Here is a 20,491-nt window from a genome sequence, read left to right on the forward strand (position 1 = left end):
CCTGGATAAAAATCAAAACAAAAATGGGACCAAATCCCCATCCGGGACGGGGATAATAAGCAGGCCCTGAGCGGTTTACCGCCAATTACAGCAGGAAGTCTTCCAGCTGTTTACCTTGTTCTTCGATCGCTTTTTTAATCACGGCTGGGGTACGGCCCTGGCCGGTCCAGGTTTTCACTTCGCCGTTCTCTTCGGTGTACTGATATTTAGCCGGACGCGCAGCACGTTTCGCTTTACCCGGAGCTTTCGCAACGGTCAGGCTGTTCAGCAATTCGTTAGGGTCGATACCGTCGGCCAGCAGCATTTCGCGGTACTGCTGCAGTTTACGGGTGCGTTCTTCAACTTCAGCCTGGGCGTGGCTGTCTTCCTCACGACGCTCGTTAACCACCACTTCCAGTTTCTCAAGCATCTCTTCCAGGGTTTCCAGGCTGCATTCTCTTGCCTGCGCACGCAGGGTGCGGATATTGTTTAATACTTTAAGCGCTTCGCTCATGGGCCAATTCTCTTAATAATATTGATGGGGATCGTTCTGTCCTGGCAATAATAGTGATGGCGTTTGCGAACTGCAATAGATAATTTTGTAAGAAGTTAAAAACTGCTAATTTCCAGGCATTTTCCCGGTTATGGCAATGCTAAATAGTCACAGACTATAAATAGCGGGCACGGAAGATGTCCACGGCGCCTCGCCGGCAGACAATAAACCAAAAGTGGTGCATCCACCTTCGCCGCGGCTTCATGATACACTGGCGGCCTACAGTTGACTTCCGGAGTGGGGCTTGATGGCTCAGCTATATTTCTATTACTCGGCGATGAATGCCGGTAAATCCACCGCATTACTGCAATCTTCCTATAATTATCAGGAGAGGGGGATGCGTACGCTGGTGTATACCGCAGAAATTGATAACCGCTACGGCGTGGGGACGGTCAGTTCGCGGATTGGCCTTTCTTCTCCAGCCCGGCTTTATAATAACAGCAGTGCATTATTTGACGAAATTAGTCAGCAGCATCAGCTGGAACCGGTTCACTGCGTGCTGGTGGATGAAAGTCAGTTTCTGACCCGTGAACAGGTCAGGGCGCTGGCAGATGTGGTGGATATTCTGGATATACCTGTACTTTGTTACGGCCTGCGTACAGATTTTCGCGGTGAGTTATTCACCGGCAGCCAGTATCTTCTGGCCTGGTCAGATAAGCTGGTGGAGCTGAAAACCATTTGCCACTGCGGCAGGAAAGCCAGCATGGTGCTGCGCCTCGATGAAAAGGGTAAGCCCTTTAACGAAGGGGAGCAGGTACAAATTGGCGGGAATGAACGTTACGTTTCGGTGTGCCGTAAACATTATACCGAAGCACTGAACGGCGGTTCAACGCAGGCCATTTTCGGCGGCAAAAAAACCTGATTCTGGAATAATTCCCAACCGTCCACCGGCGTATCGATCCGGCAGGGTGGTCTTTAGTTGATTAGCGCAGCTAACGAATTAAAAAAACAAACCCGCCGCATGGCGGGTTTATTCGGCTTACGGCGCGATTATCTTCTCGCTTTTTTTAATGCTTTGACGTTGCTTTCAGCGTCAGCCAGCGCCTCTTCAGGCTTAACCCCTTCGCTAAACTTGCGGCCGTAATAGCTGTCCAGCAGGATCTGTTTCAGCTCGGCAATCAGCGGATAACGTGGATTGGCCCCGGTACACTGGTCGTCAAAGGCGTTTTCCGCCAGCTGATCCACCTTCGCCAGGAAATCGGCCTCCTGTACGCCAGCCTCGCGAATCGACGCTGGAATATCCAGCTGTACTTTCAGCTCGTCCAGCCACGCCAGCAGCTTTTCAATTTTCTGCGCGGTGCGGTCGCCCGGTGCGCTGAGGTTCAGATGGTCAGCGACCTCGGCGTAACGACGGCGCGCCTGCGGGCGGTCGTACTGGCTGAACGCGGTCTGCTTGGTCGGGTTATCGTTGGCGTTATAACGAATGACGTTACACAGCAGCAGGGCGTTGGAGAGGCCGTGCGGAATATGGAACTCTGAGCCCAGCTTGTGTGCCATCGAGTGGCAGACGCCGAGGAAGGCGTTGGCAAACGCGATGCCGGCGATGGTCGCGGCATTGTGCACCCGCTCCCTGGCCTGCGGATTTTTCGCCCCTTCACGGTAGCTAGCCGGCAGGTTTTCCTGCAGCAGTTTCAGCGCCTGCAGCGCCTGGCCGTCTGAAAACTCGTTGGCCAGTACCGACACGTAGGCTTCCAGCGAGTGGGTAACCGCATCAATACCGCCGAAGGCACAGAGTGATTTCGGCATATCCATCACCAGGTTGGCATCGACAATCGCCATATTCGGGGTCAGCGCATAGTCGGCCAGCGGGTATTTCTGCCCGGTGGCATCGTCGGTCACCACCGCAAACGGCGTCACTTCAGAACCGGTGCCCGAGGTAGTGGCAATCGCCACCATTTTGGCTTTCACGCCCATTTTGGGGAATTTATGGATGCGCTTACGGATGTCCATAAAGCGCAGCGCCAGCTCTTCGAAATGGGTTTCCGGGTGCTCGTACATGACCCACATGATTTTCGCCGCATCCATCGGGGAACCGCCGCCGAGGGCGATAATCACGTCAGGTTTAAAGGCGTGCATCTGTTCTGCGCCTTTGCGCACCGTGGTCAGCGTCGGGTCGGCTTCCACTTCGAAGAACACGTCCGTTTCCACGCCGTGTGACTTCAGCACGCGGGTCACCTGCTCGGTATAGCCGTTGTTAAACAGGAAACGGTCGGTAACGATAAACGCGCGTTTTGCGCCGTCGCTGGCCACTTCATCCAGCGCGATGGGCAGGGAGCCGCGGCGGAAGTAGATGGATTCAGGAAGCTTGTGCCACAACATATTTTCTGCTCGCTTAGCCACGGTTTTTCTGTTGATCAGATGTTTCGGGCCAACGTTCTCAGAGATTGAGTTGCCCCCCCATGAGCCACAGCCCAGCGTCAGCGACGGTGCCAGCTTGAAGTTGTACAGATCGCCGATACCACCCTGGGACGCTGGCGTGTTGATCAGGATACGCGCCGTTTTCATCCGCTCGCCGAACAGGCCCACGCGCTCGCGCTGGTTATCCTGGTCGGTATACAGGCAGGAGGTGTGGCCGATGCCGCCCATCGCCACCAGCTGTTCGGCTTTGCCGACCGCATCGCTGAAGTCTTTCGCCCGGTACATCGCCAGCAGCGGCGACAGTTTTTCGTGGGCAAAAGGTTCAGACTCATCAATCAGCTGTACTTCACCGATCAGAATTTTGGTGCCGGCCGGCACGCTGATGCCGGCTAAGGCAGCAATCTGCTCCGCCGACTGGCCGACGATCGCCGCGTTCAGCGCGCCGTTTTTCAGGATCACCGCCTGCACCGCCTTTAAGGCTTCGCCCTGCAGCAGGTAGCCGCCGTGGCTGGCAAAACGTTCGCGCACCGCATCATAAACGCTGGCGACCACGATCACCGACTGCTCGGAGGCGCAGATCACGCCGTTGTCGAAGGTTTTTGACATCAGAATCGACGCCACGGCACGTTTGATATCGGCGGTTTCATCAATCACCACCGGCGTGTTACCCGCGCCGACGCCGATGGCCGGTTTACCGGAGCTGTAGGCGGCTTTCACCATCCCCGGGCCACCGGTAGCGAGGATCAGGTTGATATCCGGGTGGTGCATTAACTGATTAGAGAGATCCACGGTGGGCGCATCGATCCAGCCGATAATATCCGCCGGGGCTCCGGCCGCCACGGCGGCACGCAGCACGATTTCAGCGGCTTTATTGGTGGCATCTTTGGCACGCGGGTGCGGGGAGAAGATGATGCCGTTGCGGGTTTTCAGGCTGATTAGCGCTTTAAAGATCGCGGTGGAGGTTGGGTTAGTCGTCGGCACGATGCCGCAGATCAGCCCGACGGGTTCGGCAATAATCATGGTGCCAAAGGTGTCATCGGTGCTCAGTACGCCGCAGGTCTGTTCATCCTTATAGGCGTTATAAATATACTCTGAGGCGAAGTGGTTTTTGATCACCTTATCTTCAACGATGCCCATGCCCGACTCGGCAACCGCCAGTTTGGCCAGCGGAATACGCGCATCGGCGGCGGCGAGGGCGGCAGCGCGGAAAATCTTGTCTACCTGAGACTGGGTGAAGCTGGCGTACTGCTGCTGAGCCAGTTTGACCCGGGCGACGAGCGCATTCAGTTCAGCGACATTAGTAACGGCCATAATAGCTCTCCTGATGGAAGTTTAAACTCTGTTAGTAAACCGGCTGCTGCCCGAGAGAGGGAAAGGCCATTCGGTTCAGACAAGGTCTGCGAAATGGCGTCAGGGCGGTTTACTAACAGCGTCTTTGTGGCTCTCCTCAGTGCCTGTATTCCGTGTCGAGGTTAGATTTATCTGATGCCTAAGCATAGTCACTGCCACCCGGAGAAATACTGATGCAGATCATGAAAAGTGCAAGCTGACACCATTCAGCATGGATAAAAAACGATCCGGATCAATAACGCCCACCCGTCAGCGGCGTGCAGCGGGCCTGGGCGCTGCACGCCGAGAGCTGGCAGCAGCAGGCATGGTGAGAAAATGCGTTATTTCAATAAATTGCAGGATAACTGACGGTGTCGTCCCTGCTTCAGATATACTTTACGCCAGCGCGTTACCTCATTTTATTACGTTTGTTCAGGAGCTGCCGTGAACCCTGCTATTTCAGACCTCTCCGTCTATATCAAATTCTTTATCGGCCTGTTTGCCCTGGTCAACCCGATCGGCATCATCCCGGTGTTTATCAGTATGACCAGCTATCAACCGCCTGCCGCCAGAAATAAAACCAACCTGACCGCCAACCTGTCGGTGGCGATCATTCTGTGGACCTCGCTGTTCCTCGGCGACGCCATTCTGCGCGTATTCGGTATCTCCATCGACTCGTTCCGTATTGCCGGCGGCATCCTGGTGGTGACCATTGCCATGTCGATGATCAGCGGCAAGCTGGGGGAGGATAAACAGAATAAACAGGAGAAGTCGGAGACGGCGATCCGCGAAAGTATCGGCGTGGTGCCGCTGGCGCTGCCGCTGATGGCCGGGCCGGGTGCCATCAGCTCGACCATCGTCTGGAGCAGCCGTTATCACAACTGGCAGAACCTGCTGGGCTTCAGCCTGGCGATCGCGCTATTTGCCTTCTGCTGCTGGCTGGTGTTCCGTGCCGCCCCCTTAATGGTGCGGCTGCTGGGGCAGACCGGCATCAACGTGGTGACGCGCATAATGGGGTTACTGCTTATGGCTCTGGGGATTGAGTTTGTCGTCACCGGGGTGAAGGCGCTGTTCCCCGGCCTGTCAGCCTGAACGGATTATCCTGTGTAAGATGTAAAAGGCGCATAATATGCGCTTTTTTTTTTATGCGTTGAATTTGATGCACCATAACGGTGCATAAAAGGGATTATTTGCACCATTTTAGGATCGTTATCTGATTTTCTTATTTAACCCACCTCTGAATTAGTTGTTTTAATGAAAATGACTTTTCATCGCAGGTCGTTATGGCGGCATGTGATCTCTCTCACCTTTTTGTTATTCCTTAAAAATTCACAAATGCAGCATTATTGTCTGGTTAAAAATAGCAATGCTGATTTTTGCGCTGTTTTGCACTTCTCTGGCGATGTTGAATAAATTTTTCCCTTGAATTAGTCTTTCTGCGGTAAAAATGCACTTCATTATGTTTTTGTTATTACATATCAATGAGTTATATGATATTTTCCGTCAAAAAATAAGTAAGTGTCCCCGGCATTGATGCGGATAAAAGAGAAATGGTTAACATTTTTGTTAAATGGTCTTAGGGAAAAGGCCTCCGCTCTGCTAGTTTTTTCCAAAAGGTGCAACAACTGGCACCGGATGTGCAGTATCACAACGGACTCGGCTGCCAAAGCCTGAGGTAAGTCGATGGAGGGATTCATAATGAACCAGTTTTTGTCAGCCGGTGCCGCAGGCAGCGGTGTGCTGCTGCTGGCGTCCGCTGCGCTGCCGGTGACGGCGGCGCAGGTTCCCGCCGGGGTCACGCTTAACCCTGCACAGCAGATGGTGATCAATAACGGCACCGAGGTGGCGACCCTCGACCCGCAAAAGAATCAGGGCGTGCCCGAGAGTAACGTGATGGTTAACCTGCTGGAGTCGCTGGTCGGCACCGACAATCAGGGGCGGCTGGTGCCGGGCGTGGCGGAGAGCTGGCAACAGCAGCAGTTTAAAGTCTGGACTTTTACGCTGCGCGACGATGCTAAATGGAGCAACGGCGACCCGGTCACCGCCGCCGACTTCGTCTGGAGCTGGCAGCGCCTCGGCGATCCTAAAACCGCCTCGCCCTATGCCAGCCTGCTGCATGACGCGCATCTGCTGAACGCCGACGCGGTCATCGCCGGCAAGCTGCCGGTCAGCGAGCTGGGGATGAAGGCGCTGGACGACCGCCACCTGCAGGTAACCCTGAGTGCGCCGGTGCCCTGGTTCCTGGCGATGGCGGCCAACACCGCGCTCAGCCCGGTACACCGTAAAACCGTGGAGCAGTGGGGCGATAAGTGGACGCTGCCTGAGCATTACGTTGGCAATGGTGCCTACCGGCTCAGCCAGTGGGTGGTTAACGAAAAAATCGTGGTGACCCGCAACCCCCACTACTGGAACAACGCCACTACGGTAATTGAGCAGGGCACCTTTCTGCCGATCGCCTCATCATCCAGCGCCATTAACCGCTACCTGAGCGGTGAAATCGACATGACCGAAGGGGCGCAGCCGCCGGAGCGCTTTGCACAGCTGAAAAAAGATCTCGGTAGCCAGGTACACGTCAATCCGCTGCTCTGCACTTTCCTCTATCAGCTGAACAGCGGCCGGCCACCGTTTAACGACCAACGGGTACGTACGGCGGTGAAGATGACGCTGGATCGCGACGTTATCGCCAACAGGATTATGGGCCAGGGGCAGATCCCGGCGTACTCGCTGACGCCGCCGTTCACCCGCGGCGCCAGCCTAAGCCCGCCGGCCTGGTTCGGGCTGAGCCAGGCAGAGCGTAATCAGCAGGCGCGTGCGCTGCTGGCGGAAGCCGGCTACGGCGCGGCCAATCCGCTGCGCTTCTCGCTGCTTTACAACACCTCCGACGTGAATCAGAAGCAGGCGATTGCGGCGGCCTCGATGTGGAAAAAGAACCTCGGCGCCGAGGTCACGCTGCAGAACCAGGAGTGGAAAACCTCGCTGGACACCGTGCGACAGGGGCAGTATGACGCGGCGCGCGCCACCTGGTGCGGCGACTATAACGACCCCGCCAGCTTTCTGACCATGATGCTCAGCCACTCGTCCAGCAACACCTTTTTCTATCGCAGCCCGGCGTTTGACCAGCTGATGCAGCAGTCGCTGACCGCCGGCGATGACGCCGCCCGTGCGGCGATCTACCAGCAGGCCGAACGCCAGCTGGATAACGACTCTGCGCTGGTGCCGGTCTACTACCGGGTCAGCGCACGGCTGATTAAACCCTGGGTCGGCGGCTTTACCGGCCGCGACCCGGCCGATCTGACCAACCTGAAATACTATTATCTGACCCAACACTGACCCTGGGGCGTTGCCGTGGGGCGGGGTGATAGCAGCAGTACCACAATAATAAGCAGTAACACGATAACAGGAAGCACCGGGCGGCATCGTTCGTCGCCCGCAGACAGTATCCCGCTAAGGGGGCCGTTCGACGCCCTCACGGGTCATGACCATAACTGGAGTAGGACAATGATCAACATCACGAAAAAAAGTCTGATTGCGGCAGGCATCCTTACCGCGCTGGCGGGCACGGCGGCGCAGGCGGCGGTCGTACCGGCAGGAGTACAGCTGGCGGAAAAGCAGGAGCTGGTCAGGGGTAACGGCGCCGAAATCCAGTCGATGGATCCGCATAAAATTGAGGGCGTGCCGGAGTCAAACGTCAGCCGCGACGTGCTGGAAGGGCTGGTGATTACCGATGAAAGCGGCAAGCTGGCACCGGGCGTGGCCGAAAGCTGGGAGAGCAAAGAGGGCGGCAAGGTGTGGATTTTCCACCTGCGCAACACCGCCAAATGGTCAAACGGCGAGCCGGTGACCGCGAAAGACTTTGTCTACAGCTGGCGACGACTGGCCGACCCGAAAACCGCCTCGCCTTACGCCAGCTACCTGCAGTACGGTCACCTGCTGAACGTCGATCAGATTATTGATGGTAAAGCTGCCCCGGATACGCTGGGCGTAAAAGCGCTGGATGACCATACGCTGGAAGTGACGCTGAGCGAAGCGGTGCCGTACTTCGACAAGCTGGTGATCCACCCGCCGATGTCACCGCTGTATCAGCCGGTGATCGACAAGTTCGGTGAGAAGTGGACCCAGCCGGCTAATTTCGTCGGCAACGGCGCGTTTAAACCAAAAGAGTGGGTGGTGAATGAGCGCATCGTGCTGGAGCGCAATCCGCAGTACTGGGATAACGCCCACACTGTGCTGAATAAAGTCACCTTCCTGCCGATCCCGTCTGAGGTTACCGACACCAACCGCTACCGCAGCGGCAGCAGCGATATGACCTACAACTACCTGCCCATTGAGCTGTACCAGAAGCTGAAAAAAGAGATCCCGCAGGAGATCCGCGCCGAGCCTTACCTCTGCACCTACTACTATGAGATCAACAACCAGAAGCCACCGTTTAACGACGTGCGCGTGCGTACCGCGCTGAAGCTGGGCCTGGATCGCGACATCATGGTCAAGAAGGTCAAGGCGCAGGATGAAGATCCGGCCTGGAGCTTCACCCCGCCGTACATTGACGACATCAAGCTGCAGGCGCCGGAGTGGACCACCTGGACCCAGGAAAAACGTAACGAGGAAGCGAAAAAGCTGCTGGCCGAAGCGGGTTATACGGCGGATAAACCGCTGACCTTCGACCTGCTGTACAACACCTCCGATCTGCATAAAAAGCTGGCGATCGCCGCCGCCTCGATCTGGAAAAAGAACCTCGGCGTCAACGTTAAGCTACAGAACCAGGAGTGGAAAACCTTCCTCGATACCCGCCATCAGGGCAACTTTGACGTCGCGCGTGCCGCCTGGTGTGCCGACTACAACGAACCGAGCACCTTCCTGAACATCATGCAGTCGGACAGCAGCAGTAACACCTCGCACTATAAGAGCGCGGAGTTTGACAAAACGCTGGCCGAAGCGCTGACGGTGGCGGACGAAGGCAAGCGTGCTGAAGTCTATGCCCGCGCCGAGAAAATTCTCGATAACGACTCTGCGATTGCCCCGGTCTATTACTACAAAAACATCCGCCTGGTGAAACCGTACGTCGGTGGCTACACCGGTAAAGATCCGCTGGATAATATCCGCGATAAGAATCTGTACATCATTAAACATTAAGAAGCGCGGGTAACCGGGTTGCCCCTTTTAAGCAATGTCGCCGCAGCGCCTGTGCGCTGCGGCATCAGCCAGCAGGTACGGCAATGTTAAAATTTATTCTACGACGCTTCCTTGAAGCGATCCCGACGCTGTTTATTCTGATCACCATCTCGTTCTTTATGATGCGGCTGGCACCCGGCAGCCCGTTTACCGGCGAGCGGGTGCTCAGCCCGGAGGTGATGGCCAACATCGAGGCCAAATACCACCTCAACGATCCGATGTGGAAGCAGTACCTCAGCTACCTCGGCCAGCTGGCCCACGGCGACTTTGGCCCGTCGTTTAAGTACAAAGACTATTCGGTCAACGATCTGCTTGCCACCTCGTTCCCGGTGTCCGCTAAACTCGGTGCGGCGGCCTTCCTGTTTGCGCTGGTGATCGGCGTGACCGCAGGCACCATTGCGGCGCTGAAGCAGAACACCCGCTGGGACTACGCGGTGATGGGGGTCGCCATGACCGGCATCGTCATTCCCGGCTTTGTGGTAGCACCACTGCTGGTGCTGCTGTTCTCGATTACCCTCAAGTGGCTGCCCGGCGGCGGCTGGAATGGCGGGGCGCTGAAATATATGATCCTGCCGATGGTAGCGCTGTCGCTGGCCTATATTGCCAGCATCGCCCGTATCACCCGCGGGTCGATGATTGAGGTGCTGCACTCCAACTTTATCCGCACCGCGCGCGCCAAGGGGCTGCCGATGCGCCGCATCATCCTGCGCCACGCGCTGAAGCCGGCGCTGCTGCCGGTGCTCTCCTATCTCGGCCCGGCCTTTGTCGGCATCATTACCGGCTCGATGGTGATTGAAACCATCTACGGCCTGCCGGGCATCGGCCAGCTGTTCGTTAACGGCGCGCTGAACCGGGACTATTCGCTGGTACTCAGCCTGACCATCCTGGTCGGGGGGCTGACTATCCTGTTTAACGCGATTGTTGACGTGCTGTACGCCGTGATCGATCCGAAAATCCGTTACTGAGCAGGGGGCGGATAATGATTTTAAGTAAAAAAAACAGCCAGACCATGGAGAACTTCAGCGAAAAGCTGGAGGTGGAAGGGCGCAGCCTGTGGCAGGACGCCCGCCGGCGCTTTATGCACAACCGCGCGGCGATCGCCAGCCTGGTCCTGCTGCTGCTGATCGCGCTGTTCGTAGTACTGGCCCCGCTGCTGTCGCCGTTCACCTACGATGATACCGACTGGGTGATGATGTCGGCCGCGCCGGATCTCAGCAGCGGCCACTATTTTGGCACCGACTCCTCGGGGCGCGACCTGCTGGTGCGGGTGGCGATCGGCGGACGCATCTCGCTGATGGTCGGCCTCGCCGCCGCGCTGGTGGCGGTGGTGGTCGGCACCCTGTACGGCACGCTGGCGGGCTACCTCGGCGGTAAAACCGACGCGGTGATGATGCGCCTGCTGGAGATCCTCAACTCCTTCCCGTTTATGTTCTTTGTGATCCTGCTGGTGACGCTGTTTGGTCAGAACATCCTGCTGATATTTATCGCCATCGGCATGGTGTCGTGGCTGGATATGGCGCGTATCGTGCGCGGGCAGACGCTGAGCCTGAAGCGCAAAGAGTTTATCGAAGCGGCCGAAGTCGGCGGCGTCTCCACCTTTGCCATCGTGATGCGCCACATCGTGCCTAACGTGCTTGGCGTGGTAGTGGTTTACGCCTCGCTGCTGGTGCCGGGGATGATCCTGTTTGAGTCTTTCCTCAGCTTCCTCGGCCTTGGCACCCAGGAGCCGCTGAGCAGCTGGGGCGCGCTGCTCAGCGACGGCGCCAACTCGATGGAGGTCTCGCCGTGGCTGCTGCTCTGGCCTGCCGGCTTCCTGGTGGTGACATTGTTTTGTTTCAACTTTATCGGCGATGGCCTGCGTGATGCCCTCGACCCGAAAGATCGTTAAGGAAAGTGCTGATGAACAACACAGAAACGACGGCGGCTGAACCCCGCCTGCTGGAAGTCAGCGACCTGCGCGTCACCTTCCGTACCCCGGACGGTGACGTCACCGCCGTTAACGACCTGAACTTCAGCCTCAGCGCCGGTGAGACGCTGGGCATCGTCGGCGAGTCCGGCTCCGGCAAATCGCAGACCGCCTTTGCGCTGATGGGGCTGCTGGCCGCCAACGGCGTCACCGGCGGCTCGGCGCGCTTTAACGGCCAGCAGATCCTCAACCTGCCGGAAAAGCAGCTGAATACGCTGCGCGCGCAGCAGATGGCGATGATCTTCCAGGACCCGATGACCTCGCTGAATCCTTACATGCGCGTCGGCGAACAGCTGATGGAGGTACTGAAGCTACACAACGGCCTCAGCAGCGCGCAGGCGTTTGAAGAGTCGGTACGCATGCTGGATGCGGTGAAAATGCCGGAAGCCCGCAAGCGCATGCGCATGTTCCCGCACGAATTCTCCGGCGGCATGCGCCAGCGCGTGATGATCGCCATGGCGCTGCTGTGCCGGCCAAAGCTGCTGATCGCCGATGAACCGACCACCGCGCTGGACGTCACCGTCCAGGCGCAGATTATGACCCTGCTGAACGAACTGAAGCGCGAGTTCAACACCGCGATTATTATGATCACCCACGATCTGGGGGTGGTGGCCGGGATCTGCGATCGGGTGCTGGTAATGTACGCCGGGCGCACCATGGAGTACGGCAGCGCGCGCGACGTGTTCTATCAGCCGTCGCACCCTTACTCGATCGGCCTGCTTAACGCGGTGCCGCGGCTGGACGCCGACGAAAACGACACGCTGGTGACTATTCCAGGTAACCCGCCCAACCTGCTGCGCCTGCCGAAAGGCTGCCCGTTCCAGCCGCGCTGCGCCCACGCCACCGAGCGCTGTGCCGACACGCCGCCGCTCAGCCCGTTTGGTCAGGGCCGCCTGCGCGCCTGCTTTAAATCACCGGAGGCACTGGTATGACGCTGCCTGCTGAGAAGAAGGTGCTGCTGGAGATCGCCGATCTGAAGGTGCACTTTGAGATAAAAGACGGGCGCCAGTGGTTCTGGCAGCCGCCGAAAACGCTTAAGGCGGTCGACGGCGTCAGCCTGCGGCTCTACGAGGGCGAAACCCTCGGCGTGGTCGGCGAGTCCGGCTGCGGCAAGTCGACGCTGGCGCGGGCGATCATCGGGCTGGTCAAGGCGACCGAAGGGCGGGTGGCCTGGCTGGGGCGCGATCTGCTGGGGCAGAGCGCGGAGCAGTGGCGCGAGGCGCGCAGCGATATCCAGATGATTTTCCAGGATCCGCTGGCTTCGCTCAACCCGCGCATGACCATCGGTGACATCATCGCCGAGCCGCTGCGCACCTACCACCCGGAGCTGACCCGGGCGCAGGTGACGGAGAAGGTGCGCACCATGATGCAGAAGGTCGGCCTGCTGCCCAACCTCGTCAACCGCTACCCGCACGAGTTCTCCGGCGGCCAGTGTCAGCGCATCGGCATCGCCCGCGCGCTGATCCTTGAGCCGAAGCTGATTATCTGCGATGAACCGGTCTCGGCGCTCGACGTATCGATCCAGGCGCAGGTGGTTAACCTGCTGCAAAAGCTGCAGCGCGAGATGGGCCTGTCGCTGATCTTCATCGCCCACGATCTGGCGGTGGTGAAGCATATCTCCGACCGCGTGCTGGTGATGTACCTTGGCCACGCGGTGGAGCTCGGCACCTACAGCGAGGTGTACCAGAACCCGCAGCACCCTTATACCCGGGCGCTGATGTCGGCGGTGCCGGTGCCGGATCCGGATCGGGAGCGGAATAAAACCCTGCAGCTGCTGGAGGGGGAGCTGCCTTCGCCGATCAACCCGCCGTCCGGCTGCGTGTTCCGCACCCGCTGCCCGGTGGCCGGGCCGGAGTGCGCCATCACCCGGCCGCTGCTCGAGGGCAGCTTCCGTCACGCGGTCTCCTGCCTGAAGGTCGACCCGCTGTAATACCGCGCCAGGCGGGTGGTGGCGTCTGTCACCACCCGCTTCAACGGGCATCTGTTTTGCTGCGCGACAGGCAATAAAAAACGGCTACCGTTGTCCGGTAGCCGTTTTTTAATCGTCTGGCAGAGAGGGTGAGACCGTCGGTTACATCCTGCAGACAGCCTGCCTCACTGCTCTGGCAGCGGCCTACTCACGCCACAGAATATGGCACAGCTTGTGGTCTTTCTCGCGGCACAGCAGCACGCGGGCAAACACGTCGGTGATCGGCTCACCGTCGGCTTCACCCAGCCCAATCACCACTTCGGCGAAGAAGTCCGGGTTGAGATCGAAATCAACGTGCTCGGCCCAGTCTTCGGCCGGGTCAAACAGCTCCGCGCCGCCGCGCTCCTCAAACTGCAGGTTGAACAGAATCACATCGGCCGGATCGAGGTTATCGACGGCCAGCTCAAGAAAAATATCGTAAGCCTGTTCCAGCGTTTCATCTTCGGTAAGGCGGTTGTTTAAATCCATAACATTTCCTGTAAGCCCGCGGGCTGGTGAACAACTTCGCCCGTTTTACAGCAAAGGGCTGAAGAAGTAAAACAGACGTTCGACGATGCGCTGCCACCATGCGCGGCGGTTCCAGCGGCTGGCGTCCAACAGCCGGGAGCGGGCGATATAATCGGCCTGCACGCAGGCCAGATCGGTTCCGAAACCATCATCGTCCACCACCAGCGTCACCTCAAAGTTCAGCCACAGGCTGCGCATATCGAGGTTGACGGTGCCGACCAGGCTGAGCTGGCCGTCGACCAGCACGCTTTTAGTGTGCAGCAACCCGCCCTCAAACTGATAGATCTTCACCCCGGCCTCCAGCAGCTCGGCGAAGAAGGCGCGGCTGGCCCAGCCGACCAGCAGCGAGTCGTTGTGGCGCGGTACGATAATGCTCACCTCGACGCCGCGCCAGGCGGCGGTGCAGATGGCGTGCAGCAGATCGTCGCTGGGCACGAAGTAGGGGGTGGTCATAATCAGCTGTTCGCGCGCCGAATAGATGGCGGTCAGCAGCGCCTGGTGGATCATATCCTCGGGGAAGCCCGGCCCGGAGGCGATGGTCTGGGTGGTATGGCCGCTTTCGGCTTCAAACGGCATCATATTGGCGTCCGGCGGCGGCGGCAGGATACGCTTGCCGGTTTCAATCTCCCAGTCACAGGCGTAGATAATGCCCATGGTGGTGGTCACCGGGCCTTCCATACGCGCCATCAGATCCACCCACTGGCCGACGCCCGCGTCCTGTTTAAAGAAGCGCGGGTCAACCATATTCATGCTGCCGGTGTAGGAGATGGCGTTGTCGATCAGCACCATCTTACGGTGCTGGCGCAGGTCCATACGGCGCAGGAACACGCGCAGCAGGCTGACCTTCAGCGCTTCCACCACGTCGACGCCGGCGTTCCGCATCATCGCCGCCCACGGGCTGCGGAAAAAGGCCACGCTGCCGGCCGAGTCCAGCATCAGGCGGCAGTGCACGCCGCGCCGGGCGGCGGCCATCAGCGCTTCGGCCACCTCATCCGCCAGACCGCCCGGATTCCAGATGTAAAACACCATCTCGATGTTGTGCCGCGCCAGCCGGATATCGCGGATCAGCGCCTGCAGCGTCTCATCGGTGCTGGTCAGCAGCTGCAGCTGGTTGCCCTTAACCCCGCCAATGCCCTGGCGGTGTTCACACAGCTGAAACAGCGGGCGGGCTACATCGCTGTTGCCCTCGGCAAAAATCGCCCGGGTTGACTTCAGCTCGTTGAGCCAGCGGGCGGTAAACGGCCACATGGTGCGGGCACGTTCGGCCCGGCGCTTGCCAAGATGCAGTTCGCCAAACGACAGATAGGCGATAATGCCGACCAGCGGCAGAATGTAGATTACCAGCAGCCAGGCCATCGCCGAGGTCACGGCGCGGCGTTTCATCAGGATGCGCAGCGTCACGCTGGCGATCAGCAGCCAGTATCCGAAAACCAGCAGCCAGCTCATCACGGTGTAAAAAGTGGTCATTAAGTGGAAATCCTGTTCGCGCCCGGGTGCTCAGAGTTTACGTGCAGATGACAGCGCAGGGAACCTTTTCGAAAGTATTCACCGATTTAACAGGTCTGATTGGGTACGGCGGAAAAAAAGGCTATACTCGCGCCGCAGGTTTTGCCGGTCCACAAATCCGAGAGAGGGTGTCATGAGGAAGAGCAGGAATGAAGTCGCGCGCTGGCGCATGATGCGGCAGGTGCACCGCCGCCGGTCGCGCTGGTTAGAAGGGCAGTCCCGCCGCTATGGCCGTATGCACTCCTTCCGCCACCAGGTGGCCCAGCAGCAGCGCCGTTCGATCCTGTTTATTACCCAGATCCCCTGAGCGTGAGTGACCGGGCGACAGACGCGCCCGGTTGACCCGATGGGTGAGCGTGGGCGGCAAAGCCGACCGCGCGCCACGGGTCAGAACACCCGTTTGAAGAGCTTAACAAGCCGTTTCGTTCAGATTCCCTTCGTGTGCTTCTGTAACCTTGCCACCCTTCATATTCAGTTGCTTATCAGGCTCCCTGCCTAATTCTGCCACCTACTGTTACCTTTCGTGTATCTTTGTCCATGAGTTTTTGTGTACTCTTTTGCGCACCCAAGAGATAAAAGTGTACCCAGGATGCTCACTGATACGAAACTGAGAAAGGCGCTAGGGCGAGAGCGTGAGACTGAAGAGATTATATCGGATTCCCACGGCCTGAATGCGAAAATATCGAAGACAGGGAAGATCAGCTTCATTTACCGTTACCGCTGGCGCGACAAGCCGGTCAAGCTGACCATCGGCAACTACCCCGCAATGTCGATCTTGCAAGCCAGAGAGAAGAGACAGACGCTACGCAACTGGATTGAGAATGGTTTCGATCCGCGCGAGAAGCTAAAACTTCAACTGATTTCAAGAACTGAGGCTCTAACCGTCAGTGAGGCTTTCGAGTACTGGATCGAGCGATACTGCGTGCCTGCGGGAATCGTGAAGGTAGCATACAACCGTCAAATTTTTGCCAAGCATATAGCCCCGATCCTGGGGGATGTGAAAATTGACAATACCACTCGGGAGCACTGGGTAAACCTCTTCGACAAAATGGAAAGTCGTGTGATGGCCCATCATATCTTCTCTCTTTGTAAGAGGGCCTTCCGATTTTGCCTCAACAGGGATGCAATAAAAGCCAACCCACTTGAAAAATTAAACCCCCGCGATGTAGGCCAAAAGCCCAGAATAAAAGACAGAATGCTGGAACCGGGTGAGTTAAAAACCATCTATGACTGGTTACGTTTCAGGCAGACGGAGGAGGCAAAATTCCTGGTCAAATTTGTCATGCTGACCGGGTGTAGAACTGCGGAAATCAGACAGGCCACATGGGATTGGTTCGATATGGAAGGCGGGGTATGGACGGTTCCTTCAGCCCACTATAAAACCAGAAAATCGGTCCGGCGGGCACTTTGCCCGGCAGCTGTGAAAATGCTTCAAAAAAGACGCAAATCTGTCGATACAGCGCACGTTCTGACCTCTCCGAGAGTATTCGCAGGTCGAGAAAGTGACCGTCCGTTAAACGCCCAGGTTGCAGCGAATTATGCCAAAAGCATCAAAATGGGGGCAAAAATGGAAGAATGGTCGCTCCACGACTTAAGGCGGACATTAGCAACCATGATGTCTGCGCTGGGTTGTCCGCCTTACGTCGTCGAAAAGTTACTCGGTCATCAGATGGCTGGCGTGATGGTGCACTATAACCTGCACGACTACATGGATGACCAGAAGCACTGGGTGAAGGTTTGGGAGGATAAGTTGTCGGAGATTGTTGGAGAGGAGTTTGGTCAATGATTTGAGATGCTTTTATTCTCCCATGCCTCAATTGTTGATGACCTCCAGCGGTTCGGGTTTCCTGGCAAATCCGGTTCAGGGAATGGGCAAATGAAACTCTTTGGCATCTTGTCGCTGTGCCGCCACTGAAATAGTGTCTTTCTGGAGATCTTAAACCTCTTCAAAACATCGGGGGTAAGCATGTAATGGTCTTGCATAGTTTATCCTCATGCAGCTGTTAATTTTTTCATACAAAGCTCTGGCAGGTTGGCCCGCACCAGCGCCTCGGCGAACTGCGGCGGCACGGCGTTGCCGCAGCGCGCTACCTGCTTATCCTTCGAATACGTGTTGCCGCGGTAATCGCGGTCGATGACATACCAGGACGGGAAGCCCTGCGCGGCGTAGAGCTCTTTCGGCTGCAGCATGCGCATACCAATGTCGACGATCCGGTATGTCACGCCCTCCACCTGAACAAACTCGCTCATGCCGTGCTGGTGCAGGAACTCCGCCGCCAGCGCCGCACGCTCCTCGTCGTAGTCGTGAACCGCCAGGCAGGTGCGTACCTCGCCGACGTGCTGGCCGCCGGCCGTAATGGTTGGCATCGGCTGGTCGGTGCGCTGGCCGTCTTTGCAGGTGCCGCGCAGCTTTACCAGGTGAGAGGTCACTACCGCGCTGTCAGCCTTCGCCGTGACGGTCTGCAGTGGCTCGGATGCATCGCGCGGTCGGCTTTGCCCGGCCCGGCCACCGCAACCGATAATCTGCGCCGTCACCAGTGCGTGGTGATCCGTGGTGGTGACCGTGTGGGCCGGGCCGTCCAGCGGTGCGCCGGGGCCGGTGTAGTTCCCGCCGAAATGTTTGGCCAGAAACGCGCTGGCGATGGCAAACTTATTGCCGCCGGCGGTTACCGTGCCCACAGGCTTATGGATATCCAGCACCCGGGGTGCCTGTCCCAGCCGTTCGCCGTAGCCCATCTGGATCAGCGTCGGGCTGACCAGCTGGCTCTTGCCGCCGCCGCCTGCGGTAATGGTGCCGCTGGGCTGATCCACCGCGTGACCGATGCTGCTGCCGAACTGCCGGGCAACCAGCGGGGCCAGTAACGGGCAGATGACATTGGTACGGTTCTGCGTCATCAACGTGAAAAAGGGCTTATCTACTGGGCGCGGCTTCATCTGAAAAGCTGAACCGCCCGTGCCAGCGAATACCGGAGCGATGACTGGCGAAGCGACCGCAAAGCCGTGTGTTTTGGTAATGGTGTGCAGCGGGTCATAAAGCGACTGGCCCCGGAAGCATTCGTATTTGGTTCGGTTGCTGGTGTGATTGCACTTCACGATAAACGGCGTCGGGTTGTCGATCACGAAGCGCTGGATGCCGCGGGCGATGCGCCGCATGGTGTTCTCCGCCAGCGACTTCTTACGGCCAAAGATGGACGGGCAGGGGATTTCCCAGTCAATACACTCCGCCGCGGTGCGCCAGGGTTTGAGCTGGCCGCTCTGCACCGCAAGGCTTTTCGGATCGCCGTGGGTAGCGTCCGGCCACACCACCGGCCGCCCGTCGCAGCGCATCACCATGAAGAAGCGTTTGCGGATCGTCGGCGCGCCGTAATCGCAAGCGCGCAGCTCGCGGTGTTCGACTGTGTAACCGAGACCGGCGGTCAGCCGCTGCGCCTCCGGCCCGTTCCTGTCAATCTGCAGGAAGTGGCACGCCTCATCGAGCGCCGGATGGTCAACTGGCACGCCGGTGCTGAGCATACCGACAAATGCGGTGAAGGTTTCGCTGAAGCGCGCGGGGTCTGGACGGCTATAACCGGGGTAGACCGGGCCGATAAAATTAGTAATCAGCCCCTCAGGCAGGTCTGGTTTAGGCGGGAATTCGATTAAAGGTCCCCAGCCTTTGAACTCCTCAACATTTTCCAGTTTTATCACCCGCGGCCGTGTTGCCAGCGCCCAGCGCAGTACGATCCACGCCAGCCCTCTGATTTCCTTCTTCACCGGGGTGCTGCCTTTGGCCTTGCTGAAGTGCCGGCAGTCCGGCGAGAACCATGCGAGCGCGACCGGCGCGCCGGCGGTGGCCGTCACCGGGTTGATGTCAAAGACCGATTCGCAGTAGTGCAGCGTCTCCGGGTGGTTGGTGCTGTGCATGGCAATCGCGTTCGGGTCGTGGTTGATGGCGATATCCACGCTGCGGCCAATTGCCGCCTCGATGCCGGTACTGGCACCGCCGCCGCCGGCGAAGTTGTCGACGATAATTTCTCTCATGCTGGAATGTTCCCGAAAGTGTTGGTGAGGGCCTGCGCGGTAGCGGTGATTACGCCGGATGGCGCACGCTCGAGCAGCAGGGTGTTGATGTGGTGCTTCACTTTGCGCTGGTGCTCCGGCTCCAGATCGGCAAGATGCTCAATTTGTCCGGCCAGGCGGTTGACTTCGATCGGCCACACGTCATTCTCCGCTGCTGGCGCTGCTGGCGCTGCTGGCGCTGCTGGCGCTGCTGGCGCTGCTGGGTGACTGCAGGAGGCACACAACTCTGCAGGCGGTGCAGGAGTGGCTGCCACCGGCAGGTGCAGGCGCGCCGCTGCCAGTTCTATCTGTCGCTGGAGAACCGCGCCGCGCTCTTCCAGCTCGTCCCGGCTGGTGTAGCCGAACCGTTCGCCCCGCCAGGTCTTATCGAACACGGCGATCGCCGCACCGAACCCTGCCGATGATTCCGACGGCTGGCCGGGCGCTGGCCGGTACCACTCCGGCAGGTCAAAGCTGATACGCCCGCGGATAAACGAAACGTGATCCGCATTCTCCGGCCACCACACCTCGCCGGTGGCGGCCTTAATCAGAAACACGTACCGGCCGCCCAGCTCGCGCATCGCCAGCGTGTGCGCCATGATTTGCCGCATGCCGGTGATGTACTGGCCTTCGTGCTGGCTGGCGCGGGAATAGGGCGGGTTGGCATAGGCCGCACCGCGCAGCTCCGCCAGGCGAGCGCTCCAGTCCTGCGTGAGCGCATTATCCTCGGCGCTGTAGAACGCCTCGCACTTCGCGTTGCTGGCGTCGGCGAACAGGTCGAGCACGAAAGGGCCGAACATCGCGTTGATGCCCCACCAGATAGCCTCCGGCGATCGCCACTGGTCGCCGACTTCCTTCAGCTTGTGCGTGGGGTCTGCGCGCAGGGCATCCAGCGCCGCGCAGTAAGGGTTAATGGTGTGATCGGTCATTTTATTGGTGCCTCGGAGGTCAGTGCTTTGGTCTGCGGGAAATGGTGATCTGGTAGTAGGAGCAAAAGTCTAAAACGTAGGGGCACTCGGCTGGCGCTTCGGTCTCGTTTACAACGTCACACCCGCCAGCATGGAGGCAGTTGCACTGCATGCAGCTGAGCCGGTTTTCAAAGCAGTTCTTCGCCATG

At 58.5% G+C, this 20,491-nt stretch carries 16 protein-coding genes; 10 read left to right on the forward strand and 6 right to left on the reverse strand.

Annotation, left to right across the window (positions count from 1 at the left end):
- Nucleotides 1-85: 85 nt before the first annotated feature.
- Nucleotides 86-493, reverse strand: a complete 408-nt coding sequence (gene hns, locus ASF13_RS22485) for a histone-like nucleoid-structuring protein H-NS (RefSeq protein ID WP_056242155.1) — start codon at nt 491-493, stop codon at nt 86-88.
- A 286-nt stretch (nt 494-779) separates the two neighbouring features.
- On the opposite strand from hns, the gene tdk reads away from it, so the two are divergent.
- Nucleotides 780-1,394 (forward strand): thymidine kinase, encoded by a 615-nt coding sequence (gene tdk / locus ASF13_RS22490; protein ID WP_056242158.1) that lies wholly within the window; start codon nt 780-782, stop codon nt 1,392-1,394.
- 128 nt (nt 1,395-1,522) lie between these two features.
- Here the strand turns inward: tdk and adhE are convergent, their stop codons facing one another.
- Nucleotides 1,523-4,201 carry a bifunctional acetaldehyde-CoA/alcohol dehydrogenase gene (gene adhE / locus ASF13_RS22495; protein WP_056242162.1) on the reverse strand — a complete coding sequence of 893 codons (2,679 nt, stop codon included), beginning with the start codon at nt 4,199-4,201 and terminating at the stop codon, nt 1,523-1,525.
- 462 nt (nt 4,202-4,663) lie between these two features.
- Between adhE and ASF13_RS22500 the strand changes: the two genes are divergently transcribed.
- From ASF13_RS22500 to oppF, 7 genes are all read left to right on the forward strand, one after another.
- Complete coding sequence (locus tag ASF13_RS22500) at nt 4,664-5,311, forward strand: YchE family NAAT transporter (RefSeq protein ID WP_056242164.1); 648 nt, start codon at nt 4,664-4,666, stop codon at nt 5,309-5,311.
- A gap of 606 nt (nt 5,312-5,917) precedes the next feature.
- Complete coding sequence (locus ASF13_RS22505) at nt 5,918-7,549, forward strand: ABC transporter substrate-binding protein (RefSeq protein ID WP_056242167.1); 1,632 nt, start codon at nt 5,918-5,920, stop codon at nt 7,547-7,549.
- A gap of 168 nt (nt 7,550-7,717) precedes the next feature.
- Entirely contained in the window at nt 7,718-9,349 is a 1,632-nt protein-coding gene (oppA, locus tag ASF13_RS22510) for an oligopeptide ABC transporter substrate-binding protein OppA (RefSeq protein ID WP_056242170.1), read from the forward strand.
- An 83-nt stretch (nt 9,350-9,432) separates the two neighbouring features.
- Nucleotides 9,433-10,353, forward strand: a complete 921-nt coding sequence (gene oppB, locus ASF13_RS22515) for an oligopeptide ABC transporter permease OppB (protein ID WP_056242173.1) — start codon at nt 9,433-9,435, stop codon at nt 10,351-10,353.
- Nucleotides 10,354-10,367: 14 nt separating this feature from the next.
- Entirely contained in the window at nt 10,368-11,276 is a 909-nt protein-coding gene (gene oppC / locus ASF13_RS22520; protein ID WP_056242176.1) for an oligopeptide ABC transporter permease OppC, read from the forward strand.
- Between the two features lie 11 nt (nt 11,277-11,287).
- On the forward strand, nt 11,288-12,286 hold the full coding sequence (locus tag ASF13_RS22525) for an ABC transporter ATP-binding protein (protein WP_056242180.1): 999 nt from the start codon (nt 11,288-11,290) through the stop codon (nt 12,284-12,286).
- Nucleotides 12,283-13,284: a murein tripeptide/oligopeptide ABC transporter ATP binding protein OppF gene (gene oppF, locus ASF13_RS22530; RefSeq protein ID WP_056242183.1), complete on the forward strand. Its 1,002-nt coding sequence runs from the start codon at nt 12,283-12,285 to the stop codon at nt 13,282-13,284. The genes ASF13_RS22525 and oppF overlap by 4 nt, the downstream gene beginning before the upstream one ends.
- Nucleotides 13,285-13,467: 183 nt before the next feature.
- Here oppF and ASF13_RS22535 read toward each other — a convergent pair whose 3' ends face one another.
- Both ASF13_RS22535 and cls read right to left on the reverse strand, forming a co-directional pair.
- Complete coding sequence (locus ASF13_RS22535) at nt 13,468-13,791, reverse strand: HI1450 family dsDNA-mimic protein (RefSeq protein WP_056242186.1); 324 nt, start codon at nt 13,789-13,791, stop codon at nt 13,468-13,470.
- Between the two features lie 45 nt (nt 13,792-13,836).
- Nucleotides 13,837-15,297, reverse strand: coding sequence for a cardiolipin synthase (cls, locus tag ASF13_RS22540; protein ID WP_056242190.1), 1,461 nt, complete (start codon nt 15,295-15,297; stop codon nt 13,837-13,839).
- A 172-nt stretch (nt 15,298-15,469) separates the two neighbouring features.
- On the opposite strand from cls, the gene ASF13_RS24570 reads away from it, so the two are divergent.
- Both ASF13_RS24570 and ASF13_RS22545 read left to right on the forward strand, forming a co-directional pair.
- Complete coding sequence (locus tag ASF13_RS24570) at nt 15,470-15,643, forward strand: YciY family protein (protein WP_146005466.1); 174 nt, start codon at nt 15,470-15,472, stop codon at nt 15,641-15,643.
- A 282-nt stretch (nt 15,644-15,925) separates the two neighbouring features.
- Nucleotides 15,926-17,122, forward strand: coding sequence for a site-specific integrase (locus ASF13_RS22545; protein WP_056242481.1), 1,197 nt, complete (start codon nt 15,926-15,928; stop codon nt 17,120-17,122).
- A 206-nt stretch (nt 17,123-17,328) separates the two neighbouring features.
- Here ASF13_RS22545 and ASF13_RS22550 read toward each other — a convergent pair whose 3' ends face one another.
- Nucleotides 17,329-19,356 (reverse strand): DNA cytosine methyltransferase, encoded by a 2,028-nt coding sequence (locus ASF13_RS22550; RefSeq protein ID WP_056242193.1) that lies wholly within the window; start codon nt 19,354-19,356, stop codon nt 17,329-17,331.
- Complete coding sequence (locus ASF13_RS22555; protein ID WP_056242196.1) at nt 19,353-20,303, reverse strand: phage N-6-adenine-methyltransferase; 951 nt, start codon at nt 20,301-20,303, stop codon at nt 19,353-19,355. The genes ASF13_RS22550 and ASF13_RS22555 overlap by 4 nt, the downstream gene beginning before the upstream one ends.
- Between the last annotated feature and the right edge of the window lie 188 nt (nt 20,304-20,491).

This window comes from Erwinia sp. Leaf53, from assembly GCF_001422605.1.
In the GTDB taxonomy this organism is placed as follows: Bacteria; Pseudomonadota; Gammaproteobacteria; order Enterobacterales; family Enterobacteriaceae; genus Erwinia.